The following is a 13,232-nucleotide window of genomic DNA, read 5'->3' as shown; positions in this document are numbered from 1 at the left end:
GCAAACAGAATGTCACATATCGGATATGACCGCTAGGCCGAGCCGGTGCCGAACAGCAGGCCGAGCGCGTAGGTGACGATCGCCGCACCGAACCCGATGGCGAGTTGCCGGAACGCCCGCTTGCCGGGCGAGGCACCGCTCAGCACGCCGACCACGGCACCGGTGCCGAGCAGGGCGATCCCCACCAGCCCGCCGGCGACCGCGATCGCAGCCCAGCCCTGCATGCCGAACAGGAACGGCAGCACCGGGATGACCGCGCCCGAGGCGAAGAAGCAGAAGCTCGACACGGCGGCGCTCAGCCCGGTGCCGACGGCCTCGTGGTCGTCCGCGACCGGGGTCGGACCGGTCGCCGGGCGCCGCTCCCCGATGCCGGACAGCACCTGCGCCGCGTGCTGGGTCGCCTCGGCCTCGGACATCCCGCGCGCGCGGTAGACCAGGGCGAGCTCGTTCGCGTCGACGTCGAGGTCCGACACCGCCCTGCCGGCTTCGGGGTGCGGCGCGGACGCCTCGAGCAGTTCCCGCTGCGACCGGACGGAGACGTACTCCCCCGCACCCATCGACAACGCGCCCGCGAGCAGGCCAGCGATGCCACTCAGCAGCACGAAGTGCCGGTCGGCCCCGGAGGCGCTGATGCCGATGATGAGCGCCAGGTTGGACACCAGGCCGTCGTTCGCGCCGAACACCGCCGCGCGGAACGTGCCGGACAGCCGCATCCGGCCGCGGTTCGCGAGCCCGCGCACGACCTCGCCGTGGATGCGTTCGTCGGCGGCCATCCGCGCGGTCGCGTCGGAGTCGTCGGCGTACGGCGAGCGGTCCTCGGCGCGCTGCATGAGCGCGAGGACGAAGACCGACCCGAACCGCTTGGCCAGCGCGGCGAGCACCCGGGTCCGGAGGCTGCCCCGCTGCGGCCGGCCGACGTCGTCGCCGAGCAGGTCGAGCCAGTGGTCGGCGTGCCGCCCCTCGGCCTCGGCCAGCGCGGCCAGGATCTCGCGCTCCTCGCCGGAACGGCGCGCGGCGAGGTTGCGGTACACAGCCGCCTCGGCACGTTCGTCGGCCAGGTAACGACGCCAGCGGCGGACGTCGGCGCGCGGCGCCGGGGTGTCGGATCGGAGGCTCACAGCGACCATCCTGCCGCCTGCGGCCGACGTCCGGTCACCACCAGGGCCGTGGAGACGCGGCAGGGCGCGGACCGGGAGCGGTCGGTGCTGCGCGCACCGTGCCTCCCGTCCGCGCCCTGGTGGCGACGGATCCGTCGGATCAGTCCCGGACGTACGCCGGGGCGGCCTCGGCGTGGGCGTCGCCCACCCGGTGCACGCGGAGGTCGTTCGTCGAGCCCTCGATGCCGGGAGGGGACCCGGCCGTCACGATGACGCGGTCGCCGGGGGCGGCCAGGCCGTTCTCGAGGAGGACGTCGTCCACCTGCGAGAAGAGCTCGTCGGTGTGGGTCTTGCGCTCCACCAGGAACGAACGGACGCCCCAGGTGAGTGCCATCCGGCGGCGCGTGGCCTCGTTCGGGGTGAAGGCGATGATCGGCAGGCCGTGGCGCAGGCGCGACATGCGTCGGGCCGAGTCGCCGGACTCGGTGAAGACGCAGAGGTACGACGCCTCGGTGAACTCGGCGATCTCGACGGCGGCGAGGGTGATCGCACCGCCGAGGGTGCGCGGCTTGGTGCCGAGCGGCGCGATGCGCTCGAGGCCGTGGTCCTCGGTGGACTCCACGATGCGGGCCATGGTGCGGACGGTCTGCACCGGGTACTCACCGACGCTCGTCTCACCGGACAGCATGACCGCGTCGGCACCGTCGAGCACGGCGTTCGCGACGTCGGAGGTCTCGGCGCGCGTGGGGATCGGCGACGAGATCATCGACTCGAGCATCTGCGTCGCGACGATGACCGGCTTCGCCATGCGGCGGGACAGCTCGACGGCGCGCTTCTGCACGATCGGGACGGCCTCGAGCGGGAGCTCGACGCCGAGGTCACCGCGGGCGACCATGATGCTGTCGAAGGCGTCGATGATCTCCTCGAGCGCGTCGACGGCCTGGGGCTTCTCGACCTTGGCGATGACCGGCAGGCGCTTGCCCTCTTCGTCCATGATCTCGTGCGCACGCACGACGTCGCTCGCGTTGCGGACGAACGACAGCGCGATGAGGTCGGCACCCTGGCGGATCGCCCAGCGGAGGTCGGCCTCGTCCTTCTCGCTCAGCGCGGGGACGTTGACGGCGACACCGGGCAGGTTGATGCCCTTGTTGTTGGACACCGTGCCGGGGACGACGACCTCGGTGCGGACCCGGACGCCGTCGGTGTCGAGGACACGCAGGCGGACGCGGCCGTCGTCGATGAGCAGCGGGTCGCCGGGCTTGACGTCCTGCGGCAGGCCCTTGAACGTCGTGCCGCAGATCTCCTTCGAGCCGGGGACGTCCTCGGTCGTGATGGTGAAGATGTCACCGACCGCCAGGTCGTGCGGGCCGTCGGCGAAGCGGGCCAGACGGATCTTCGGACCCTGCAGGTCGACGAGGATCGCGACGGGCTTGCCGAGCTCTTCGGCGGCACGACGGACGTTGACGTAGTTGGCCTCGTGGACGCTGTAGTCACCGTGGCTGAGGTTGAGGCGGGCGACGTCGACGCCCGCTTCGATGATCTCCTTGACGGTCTCGTAGTCCGACGTTGCCGGTCCGAGCGTCGAAACGATCTTTGCGCGTCTCAATGGATTCCTTCGTGGTGGTGGATGGAGCTTGGGTTTCCGCGCTGTGGGGCCGCGCGGAACGAAGCGAGGCCACCAGCACCCTACCGAGTGCTGGTGGCCTCACGCTCACGGGAGCGTGAGCATCTGGTGGAGACGGTCCGTCTTCTGGCGGCGATCCGTCGTCCGGTGGCGGTCCGACATCTGGTGGCCGTCCGACATCTGGTGGCGGTCCGACATCTCGTGATCGTCCGGCATCAGACGGAGATCGCCCGGTCGGTCGCCTTGACCGGAGCCGGCAGGATGGTGGAGCCCTCGAGGTACTCGTCCACCTGTGCGGCCGCGGCACGGCCCTCGGCGATCGCCCACACGATGAGCGACTGCCCCCGACCCGCGTCGCCCGCGACGAACACGCCGGCCTCGTTGGTCGCGTAGTCGGCACGGCGGTCGAGCGACCCGGAGCCCGTGGTCGGCAGGCCGAGCTGCGGCTCGATCGTGTCCGACTCGGGGCCCGTGAAGCCCATCGCGATGAGGACGAGGTCCGCCGGGATCTCCCGCTCGGTGCCCGCCTTCGGCACCCGTCGGCCGTCGAGGTACTCGGTCTCGGCGACCCGGAGCGCACGGACCTCACCCGCGTCGTTCGACAGGAACTCGACGGTGGAGGCGAGGAAGTGCCGCTCGCCGCCCTCTTCGTGGGCACTCGTGATCTCGAACACGGTCGGGAACATCGGCCACGGCTGGTCGGACGGACGCTCGAGCGGCGGCTGCTTGCCGATCGCCAGGTTCGTCACGCTCAGCGCGCCCTGACGGTGTGCGGTGCCGATGCAGTCCGCACCGGTGTCGCCGCCGCCGATGACGACGACGTGCTTGCCCTCGGCCGTGATCTGGTTGTCGACCGTCGTGCCCGCGTTCGCCTTGTTCTGCTGGACCAGGTAGTCCATCGCGAAGTGCACGCCCTCGAGGTCGCGCCCCGGGATCGGCAGGTCACGGGGCACGGTGGCACCGGTGGCGACCACGACCGCGTCGTAGCGGGACTTCAGGTCGTCCCAGGTGATGTCCTTGCCGATCTCGACACCGGCACGGAACCGGGTGCCCTCGGCCTGCATCTGGGCGAGGCGCGCGTCGATCTGGCGCTTCTCCATCTTGAAGTCCGGGATGCCGTAGCGGAGCAGTCCGCCGATGCGGTCGTCCCGCTCGTAGACGGCGACCGTGTGCCCGGCACGCGTGAGCTGCTGCGCGGCCGCGAGCCCGGCGGGGCCGGAGCCCACCACGGCGACGGTCTTGCCGGTCAGGCGCTCCGGCGGGTGCGGCGTGACCCACCCGTTCTGGAACGCCTGGTCGATGATCGAGACCTCGACCTGCTTGATGGTCACCGGCGGCTGGTTGATGCCGAGCACGCAGGACGACTCGCACGGGGCCGGGCAGAGCCGCCCCGTGAACTCCGGGAAGTTGTTCGTCTCGTGCAGGCGTTCGATCGCCTGACGGCCCTCACCGCGCCAGGTCAGGTCGTTCCACTCCGGGATGAGGTTGCCGAGCGGGCAGCCCTGGTGGCAGAACGGCACGCCGCAGTCCATGCACCGGCCGGCCTGGCGCTTCAGGACACCGGACTCCTGCTGCTCGTAGACCTCTTTCCAGTCCATGAGCCGCACGGGCACGGGGCGCCGGGGCGGGAGTTCGCGTTCCTGGACCTTCAGGAATCCCTTGGGGTCAGCCACCGGTCACCTCCAGGGTTGTGATGGGCTCTGTCGATTCCGGACGTGCGTGACGCTCAGCCACCGGTCACCTCCATGATCCGATTCCAAACGATGTCACCGTCGGGGTCGAGCCCCTCGTCGACGGCCTGTCTGCGCGTCTCGAGCACCGCCGCGTAGTCGCGCGGCAGCACCTTGACGAAGTCGCTCAGGTCCCCGGACGCCAGCAGGTCGGACGCGAGCGTCGACCCCGTCTCGTCGGCGTGCCGGGTGAGCAGGTCGGTGACGATCTCGACGTCGGCACTGTCGAGCGCCTCGAGCCGGAGCTCGCCGGTCGCCAGGGCGTCGGTGTTCACGTGCTCCCGGCGCAGGCCCCGGACGTACGCCGTGCCACCCGACATACCGGCACCGAGGTTCCGGCCGGTCTCGCCGATGATGAGCGCGAGTCCACCCGTCATGTACTCGAGCGCGTGGTCGCCCACACCCTCGACGACCGCCGTGGCACCGGAGTTGCGCACCAGGAACCGCTCGCCCACGATGCCGCGGATGAACATGCTGCCCTGGGTGGCGCCGTACCCGATGACGTTGCCGGCGATGACGTTCTCGGCCGGGTCGAAGCCCGAACCGGCGTCGGGGCGGACGACGATCTGGCCGCCGGACAGGCCCTTGCCGACGTAGTCGTTGCTGTCGCCGATCAGGCGCAGCGTGATGCCCGCCGGCAGGAACGCGCCGAGCGACTGCCCGGCCGAACCGCGCAGCGTGACGTCGATCGAACCGTTGGGCAGCCCGTGTTCCCCGTGTCGCAGGGTCACCTGGTGGCCGAGCATGGTGCCGACGGCGCGCTCGGTGTTCCGGATGGGCAGGTCGAGCGCGATCGACCCGCCGTGGTCGAGCACGTCAGCGGTCTGCTGGATGAGGTGCACGTCGAAGTGCTGGTCCAGCTCGTGGTCCTGCTCGCGGTGGTGGCGGCGCGGCTCCGCGTCGTCGAAGTGCGGTCCCTTGAGCACCGGCGCGAGGTCGAGGCCCGACGCCTTCCAGTGCTCCACGGCGCGGTCCACGTCGAGCGCGTCGGTCTGCCCGATCGCCTCGTCGAGGCTGCGGAAGCCGAGCTCGGCGAGGAGCTCGCGGACCTCTTGTGCGATGAACTCGAAGAAGTTGACGACGAACTCCGGCTTGCCGGAGAAGCGCTTGCGGAGCTCCGGGTTCTGCGTGGCGACGCCCACAGGGCAGGTGTCCAGGTGGCAGACGCGCATCAGGATGCACCCCTCGACCACGAGCGGAGCGGTCGCGAAGCCGTACTCCTCTGCTCCGAGCAACGCGGCCACGACGACGTCGCGCCCCGTCTTCATCTGCCCGTCCACCTGCACGACGACCCGGTCGCGCATGCCGTTCAGCATGAGCGTCTGCTGGGTCTCGGCCAGGCCGATCTCCCACGGGGTGCCGGCGTGCTTGAGCGAGTTCAGCGGGCTGGCGCCGGTGCCGCCGTCGTGGCCGGACACGAGCACGACGTCGGCCAGGGCCTTCGTCACACCGGCCGCGACGGCACCGATGCCGGACTGGCTGACGAGCTTCACGTGGACGCGGGCGGCCGGGTTGGCCCGCTTCACGTCGAAGATCAGCTGCTTGAGGTCCTCGATGGAGTAGATGTCGTGGTGCGGCGGCGGCGAGATCAGGCCGACGCCCGCGGTGGCGTGCCGGGTCCGTGCCACCCACGGGTAGACCTTGGCCGGGGGCAGCTGACCACCCTCGCCGGGCTTCGCACCCTGCGCCATCTTGAGCTGGATGTCGGTGGCGTGCGTCAGGTACATGCTCGTCACGCCGAAGCGTCCGGAGGCGACCTGCTTGATGGCGCTGCGGCGCTCGGGGTCGAGCAAGCGGTCGACGTCCTCGCCGCCCTCGCCCGTGTTCGAGCGGCCGCCGAGACGGTTCATCGCGATGGCGAGGGTCTCGTGGGCTTCCTTCGAGATGGACCCGTAGGACATCGCGCCCGTGTTGAAGCGCTTGACGATCGACTCGATCGACTCGACCTCGTCGAGCGCGATGGGCTTGCGCGCACCCTGCTTGAAGCGGAACAGCCCGCGGAGCGTCATCAGCTGCTCGGACTGGTCGTCCACGGCGCTCGAGTACTCGCGGAAGATGTCGTACCGGCGGGCACGGGTCGCGTGCTGCAGGCGGAACACCGTGTCCGGGTTGAACAGGTGCGGCGGACCCTGACGGCGCCACTGGTACTCGCCCCCGATCTGCAGCCGCTCGTGCGACAGCACCGCGCCGTCCTGCGGGTACGCCTGGGCGTGCCGCTCGGCGTTCTCCTTGGCGATGACGTCGATGTCGACGCCGCCCAGGATCGACGAGGTGCCCGTGAAGTACTTGTCGACGAACTCCTGGCTGAGCCCGACGGCCTCGAAGGCCTGCGCACCGGCGTAGCTGGACACCGTGGAGATGCCCATCTTCGACATGATCTTCAGCACGCCCTTGCCGAGCGCCTTGATGACGTTCTTGACCGCCTGCTCGGGGGTGATGCCAGGGATCATGCCCGCGCGGACCAGGTTCTCGCAGGTCTCCATCGCCAGGTACGGGTTGATCGCCGACGCGCCGTACCCGATCAGGGTCGCCACGTGGTGGACCTCGCGGACGTCACCGGCCTCGACGATGAGCCCGACCTTCATGCGCTGCTCGGTGCGGATCAGGTGGTGGTGGACGGCGGCGAGGAGCAACAGGCTCGGCACCGGCGCCTGCTCGGCGTTGCCGTCGCGGTCGGACAGCACGATGAACTGCTTGCCGGACTCGATCGCGGCGTCGACCTCGTCGCACACGGCGGCGATGCGCTTCTGCATCGCCTTCTTGCCGGCGTCGACGCGGTACAGCCCCTTGATCGTGACGGTCAGGTGGCGACCCGACTCGGTCTCGAAGTGCTGGACCTTGGCGAGCTGGTCGTTGTCGATCACGGGGAAGTCGAGCGTGATCTGCTTCGCGTGCTCCGGACCGGCGGAGAGCAGGTTGCGCTCCGGACCGAGACCCATCCCCATCGAGGTGATGACCTGCTCGCGGATCGAGTCGAGCGGCGGGTTGGTCACCTGGGCGAACTGCTGCGTGAAGTAGTCGAAGAGCAGTCGCGGACGCTCCGACAGCACCGCGATCGGGGTGTCCGACCCCATCGCACCGAGCGGTTCGGCACCCGCTGCGGCCATCGGACGGAGCAGGATGCGGACTTCTTCTTCGGTGTAGCCGAACGCCCGCTGACGGCGGGTGACCGAGGCCGGGGTGTGCACGATGTGCTCGCGCTCCGGCAGGTCGTTCAGGTTGATGCGGCCGGCTTCGAGCCAGTCGGCCCACGGACCCGAGGCGGCGAGCTCGCGCTTGACCTCGTCGTCCTCGATGATGCGGCCGGCCTCGGTGTCCACCAGGAACATCCGGCCCGGGCGCAGGCGGCCCTTGCGCACGACCTTGGCGGCCGGCACGTCGATGACCCCGGTCTCGGAGCCCATCACGATGAGCCCGTCGTCGGTGACGAGGAACCGGCCGGGGCGCAGGCCGTTGCGGTCGAGGGTGGCGCCGACGAGCGACCCGTCGGTGAAGGTGATCGCGGCGGGGCCGTCCCACGGCTCCATGAGCATCGAGTGGTACTCGTAGAACGCCCGGAGGTCCTGGTCCATCCCGACCTGGTTCTCCCACGCCTCGGGCACCATCATCGACACCGCGTGCGGCAGCGTCCGACCGGTCAGGGTCAGCAGCTCGAGGACCTCGTCGAACGAGGCCGAGTCACTCGCCCCCGGGCTGACGATGGGGAGCAGCGGGGCCATGTCGCCCAGCAGTTCGCTCTCGAGCTGCGACTGGCGCGCCCGCATCCAGTTGCGGTTGCCGCGCACCGTGTTGATCTCACCGTTGTGGGCGATGGTCCGGAACGGCTGGGCGAGTGGCCACGACGGGAACGTGTTGGTGGAGTAGCGCGAGTGCACGATCGCGAGCTTCGACGTGAAGCGCTCGTCGCTCAGGTCCGGGTAGAACGGCTCGAGCTGGAGCGTCGTGACCATGCCCTTGTAGACCATGGTGCGGCTCGACAGCGACATGAAGTACAGGTCGTTGTCGTGCTCGGCGCGCTTCCGGAGCCGGAACGCCTGCCGGTCGAGGGCGATGCCGCTCCACGATGCCCCGTGCACGTCGTGCCGGATCGAGGCGACGAACAGCTGCTCGAACGCCGGCATCGCGGCGCGGGCGAGCGTGCCGAGGACCTCCGGACGCACCGGGACCTCGCGCCACCCCAGGACCTTCAGGCCCTCTTCGCGGGCGAGTCGTTCGACGGCGCCCTTCACCGCGTGCCGGGCGTCGTCGTCCAGCGGCAGGTAGGCGGTCCCGACGGCGTACTCCCCCGCTGCCGGCAGCTCGAACGGTACGACGTCCCGCAGGAACTCGTCCGGCACCTGGCACAGGATGCCGGCGCCGTCACCGGTGCCCGCGTCGGATCCCACGGCACCGCGGTGCTCGAGGTTCCGGAGCGCACCGAGCGCCGCGTCGACGATGTCGTGCCCCGGCGTGCCGCGCAGGGTCGCGACCATCGCCAGTCCGCAGGCGTCCTTCTCGTTCGCCGGGTCGTACATGCCCGTGGCGTCCGGGATCGCGGAGAAGCGGCGGTGCGGCGGCACGAGGCTCGTCGGTGCCGAGGGCTGGGTTGGCTGGAGCGCCATGGGGAACCGTCCTCACGAGGAAGTGGAACAGGGACAGCGGTGGCCCGGTGGTGCGTTCCGCCCGAGCGGGCGGGACTGGTGCCCGTGCCCGCCGTCAGTGGACGTTGCCCTGGCGGCCGGCGAGGTTGCTGGGCCCCGCTTGTGGCGGAGACCGTCTGGTTCAGCGGGTGGTCGTGACCGGTTCGTCACTCGTGACGCCGTCTGCTGCGTCGTCGTCGTGCTCCGAGAAGGTGTCTTCGGAGTCTACATCGGAGGTCGGACGGGGCCCGCGACCCGGCAGGTACGGGCTCGGCTCCTTGCCGGTGTGCCGTCGGCTCTGCACCACGAAGATCAGGATGCCGATGACGACCGCGGCGAGGGCCATCCAAACGTTCGTGCGGACACCGAAGAAGGTCTCGCTCGTGTCGACGCGGATGGACTCGAGCACCGAGCGGCCCGCGCCGTACCAGATCAGGTACAGGCCGAGGACCTTGCCCCACTGCAGCGTGAACTTGCGTGCCAGGAACAGGATGACGACCACGCCGAGGACGTTCCAGATGATCTCGTACAGGAACGTCGGGTGGAACAGCGTGCCCTCGGGCAGGCCCTTCGGGAACGCGGCGTTGCTGGAGTCGATCTCGAGCCCCCAGGGCAGGCTCGTCGGCATGCCGAAGAGCTCCTGGTTGAAGTAGTTGCCCAGGCGTCCGAAGGCCTGTGCGAGCAGGACGCCCGGCACGACGGCGTCGATGAACGACGTGAACCGGAGACCGACCTGGCGGCACCCGATCCAGGCGCCGACCGACCCGAGGATCAGCGCGCCGAAGATGGCCAGCCCGCCCTCCCAGATGTACAGGAACGACAGCGGGTCGATGCCGGGGCCGAAGTAGTCGGACACGTGGGTGAACACGTGGAAGAGCCGTCCGCCGATGATGCCGGCGGGCACGGCCCAGATGGCGATGTCGATGATGATCCATCGCTCGACGCCGCGGGCGTTGAGCCGACGGTTCGCGAGGACGACCGCGGCGACGATCCCGACCAGGATGCAGATCGCGTACGCGTGGATGCGGAAGTCGAGGGGCAGCGACCAGCCGAACGCGTCGCGGAGCCAGGCGGTCAGGTCGAAGTACTGCCAGGCGGTGCTCGGGCTCGGGATGCTCAGGAGGGGCATGGAGGTGCTGTCGCCTTTCGGAACTGACGGGGCGCGGTCGACGTGGCGTCGGCCTCGCTCACTGTAGCGCGGGTCGCGGGCCCGACAGGAACTGGACTAGCGGCGGCGGGCGCCGGTGGCGAGGTCGGCGGCCCGGTCGGCCACACCCTGCACACCGAGGTCGGCCAGGGCCCGGACGAACGCGGACCCGACGATCGCACCGTCGGCGTACTCGAGCACCTCGCCGACCTGCTCCGCCGTCGAGATCCCGAGGCCGACACAGGTTCGCTCGACCCCGGCGTCACGCAGGCGCGACACCACGGTGCGTGCGGCGACGTCGACCCCGACCCGGGCGCCGGTCACACCCATCGTCGAGACGGCGTAGACGAAGCCACGACTGGACTCCACCGCCTGACGCATGCGCTCGTCCGACGAGGACGGCGCGGCGAGGAAGACCCGGTCGAGGCCGGTGCGCTCGGACGCCTCGGTCCACGCGGTGGCCTCGTCGGGGATGAGGTCGGGCGTGATGAGACCGGCGGCCCCCGCTGCGACGAGGTCGTCGGCGAAGCGGTCCACGCCGTAGCGCAGCACCGGGTTCCAGTAGGTCATGACGAGCACCGGCACGTCGGCCCGCTCGGTGATCTGCTGCACGGCGTCGAAGACCTGTGCGACCCGGAAGCCGTTCGCCAGGCTCTCCTCGGCTGCGCGCTGGATGACGGGGCCGTCCATGACCGGGTCGGAGTACGGCAGGCCGAACTCGATGACGTCCACGCCGTTCTCGGCGAGGGCGACGGCTGCGTCGACGCTGGTCTGCAGGTTCGGGTACCCGGCGGGCAGGTACCCGACGACGGCTCCGGCGCGCTCGGCGTTGGCGGCGTCGATCGTCTGGGCGACGGTCTTGTTCGTGGTCACAGCTGCACCGCGTTCTCGTCGAGGATGCCGAAGTAGCGACTGGCGGACGCGACGTCCTTGTCACCGCGGCCGGACAGGTTCACGAGCACGACGCCCTCGGGCCCGAGCTCCTTGCCGAGCTTGATGGCACCGGCCAGGGCGTGCGACGACTCGATCGCCGGGATGATGCCCTCGGTCTGGCTCATCAGGCGGAACGCCTCCATGGCCTCGGTGTCGGTGATCGGCTGGTACTTCGCGCGGCCGATCGACGCCAGGTACGCGTGCTCCGGGCCGACGCTCGGGTAGTCGAGCCCGGCGGAGATGCTGTGGCTCTCGATGGTCTGGCCGTCCTCGTCCTGCATCAGGTAGGACTTCGCTCCCTGCAGCACGCCTTCGCGACCGAGCGTGATGCTCGCCGCGTGCCGACCGGTCTCGACGCCGTCACCACCGGCCTCGAAGCCGTGCAGCGCGACGGACTCGTCGTCGAGGAACGCCTCGAAGATGCCCATCGCGTTCGAGCCGCCGCCGACGCACGCCGCGACGGCGTCCGGCAGCCGACCGATGCGGTCGAGGACCTGCTGGCGCGCTTCCTCGCCGATGACCTTGTGGAACTCGCGCACCATCTCGGGGAACGGGTGCGGACCGGCGACGGTGCCGAGCAGGTAGTGCGTCGACTCGACGTTGGCGACCCAGTCGCGCAGGGCGTCGTTGATGGCGTCCTTGAGGGTGCGCGAACCGGTCTCGACCGGGATCACCTCGGCGCCGAGCAGGCGCATCCGCGCGACGTTGAGCGCCTGGCGCTCGGTGTCGACGGCGCCCATGTAGACGACGCACTCCATGCCGAACAGGGCTGCGGCGGTCGCGGTGGCGACACCGTGCTGCCCGGCCCCGGTCTCGGCGATCAGGCGGGTCTTGCCGAGGCGGCGGGCGACGAGGGCCTGGCCGAGGACGTTGTTGATCTTGTGCGAGCCGGTGTGGTTCAGGTCCTCGCGCTTCAGGATGATCCGGGCGCCACCGGCGTGCTTCGCGAACCGCGGCACCTCGGTGATGATCGACGGACGCCCGGTGTAGTCACGGTGCAGCGCGTCGAGTTCCGCACGGAACGCCGGGTCCGCCCAGGCCTGACGGAAGGCGGCCTCGAGCTCGTCGAGCGCGAGGACGAGGGACTCGGGGACGAAGCGTCCGCCGAAGTCGCCGAAGTAGGGGCCGTGCAGGTCGCGGAGTGAGGTCACGATGTGTCTCCCGGGACGAGTCCGACGCGGCCGGTCGGCCGCGTCGGACGGGTGGAACGTGCGGCCGCGGTCGGCGGCCTCGATGCGTGGGCGGACCGGGCCGCGGTTCGGCGGCCTGGTGAGCCGGTCAGGCCTGGTCGGCGGCGTCGATGAACGACGCGAGGGTCGCGGCGGGGTCGCTCCCCGTCACGAGCGCCTCGCCGACCAGCACGACGTCGGCGCCCGCTGCACGGTAGTGGGCGACGTCGGCGGGACCGGAGACCGCGGACTCGGCGACGCGCACGACCCCGTCGGGGATGCGGTCGGCGAGCGACCCGAACAGGTCGCGGTCGAGCGAGAAGTCGGTGAGGTCGCGGGCGTTCACGCCGAGGATGCGGGCACCGGCGTCCAGGCCACGCGTGACCTCGTCACCGGAGTGCGCCTCGACCAGGACGCGCATGCCGAGTTCTTCGGCGAGCGTGTGCAGCTCGACCAGGCGGGCCTGCTCGAGCGCCGCCACGATGAGCAGCACGACGTCGGCACCCGACGCCCGGGCCTCGATGACCTGGTACGGGTCGGCGATGAAGTCCTTGCGGAGCACGGGGACCCCGACACGGGCCTTCACGGCTTCGAGGTCGGCGAGGCTGCCGAGGAACTTGCGCCCTTCGGTCAGGACGCTGATCGTCGACGCGCCACCACGTTCGTAGTCGGCGGCGAGGCCTGCGGGGTCGGCGATCGCGGCCATCGCCCCGCGGGACGGGCTGGCGCGCTTCACCTCGGCGATGATCTTCACCCGGTCGCCCGGGCTCAGGAACGCGAGGGCGTCGAGGGGCGACGCCACCCGGTCGAGGTCGCGTTCGACGTCAGCGTACGGGCGATCGACACGACGGGCTGCGGCGTCTTCGAGGGCGCCGGCGACGAGGGTCTCGAGCACGTTCGGCATCGGCAGACC

The 13,232-nt window shown here is 70.5% G+C and carries 8 protein-coding genes; all 8 read right to left on the bottom strand.

The window, feature by feature from the left end; translation table 11 throughout:
* Positions 1 to 32 precede the first annotated feature (32 nt).
* Complete coding sequence (locus H489_RS28635) at positions 33 to 1,127, bottom strand: VIT1/CCC1 transporter family protein (RefSeq protein WP_031259759.1); 1,095 nt, start codon at positions 1,125 to 1,127, stop codon at positions 33 to 35.
* 130 nt (positions 1,128 to 1,257) lie between these two features.
* Positions 1,258 to 2,703, bottom strand: a complete 1,446-nt coding sequence (gene pyk, locus H489_RS28630) for a pyruvate kinase (protein ID WP_017887208.1) — start codon at positions 2,701 to 2,703, stop codon at positions 1,258 to 1,260.
* A gap of 233 nt (positions 2,704 to 2,936) precedes the next feature.
* Entirely contained in the window at positions 2,937 to 4,394 is a 1,458-nt protein-coding gene (locus H489_RS28625; protein WP_017887206.1) for a glutamate synthase subunit beta, read from the bottom strand.
* 53 nt (positions 4,395 to 4,447) lie between these two features.
* The gene (gene gltB / locus H489_RS28620) at positions 4,448 to 9,052 is read right to left on the bottom strand and encodes a glutamate synthase large subunit (RefSeq protein ID WP_017887205.1); all 4,605 of its coding nucleotides are present in this window, start codon (positions 9,050 to 9,052) and stop codon (positions 4,448 to 4,450) included.
* A gap of 160 nt (positions 9,053 to 9,212) precedes the next feature.
* Complete coding sequence (gene lgt / locus H489_RS28615) at positions 9,213 to 10,199, bottom strand: prolipoprotein diacylglyceryl transferase (RefSeq protein WP_017887204.1); 987 nt, start codon at positions 10,197 to 10,199, stop codon at positions 9,213 to 9,215.
* A 96-nt stretch (positions 10,200 to 10,295) separates the two neighbouring features.
* Positions 10,296 to 11,090, bottom strand: coding sequence for a tryptophan synthase subunit alpha (gene trpA, locus H489_RS28610; protein ID WP_017887203.1), 795 nt, complete (start codon positions 11,088 to 11,090; stop codon positions 10,296 to 10,298).
* Positions 11,087 to 12,301, bottom strand: a complete 1,215-nt coding sequence (gene trpB / locus H489_RS28605; RefSeq protein WP_017887202.1) for a tryptophan synthase subunit beta — start codon at positions 12,299 to 12,301, stop codon at positions 11,087 to 11,089. The genes trpA and trpB overlap by 4 nt, the downstream gene beginning before the upstream one ends.
* Before the next feature lie 127 nt (positions 12,302 to 12,428).
* Positions 12,429 to 13,214: an indole-3-glycerol phosphate synthase TrpC gene (trpC, locus tag H489_RS28600; protein ID WP_031259757.1), complete on the bottom strand. Its 786-nt coding sequence runs from the start codon at positions 13,212 to 13,214 to the stop codon at positions 12,429 to 12,431.
* Positions 13,215 to 13,232 lie beyond the last annotated feature (18 nt).

This window comes from Curtobacterium flaccumfaciens UCD-AKU, from assembly GCF_000349565.1.
GTDB classification, from domain to species: Bacteria; Actinomycetota; Actinomycetes; order Actinomycetales; family Microbacteriaceae; genus Curtobacterium; species Curtobacterium poinsettiae.
This window is presented reverse-complemented; position numbering and strand designations above follow the sequence as displayed.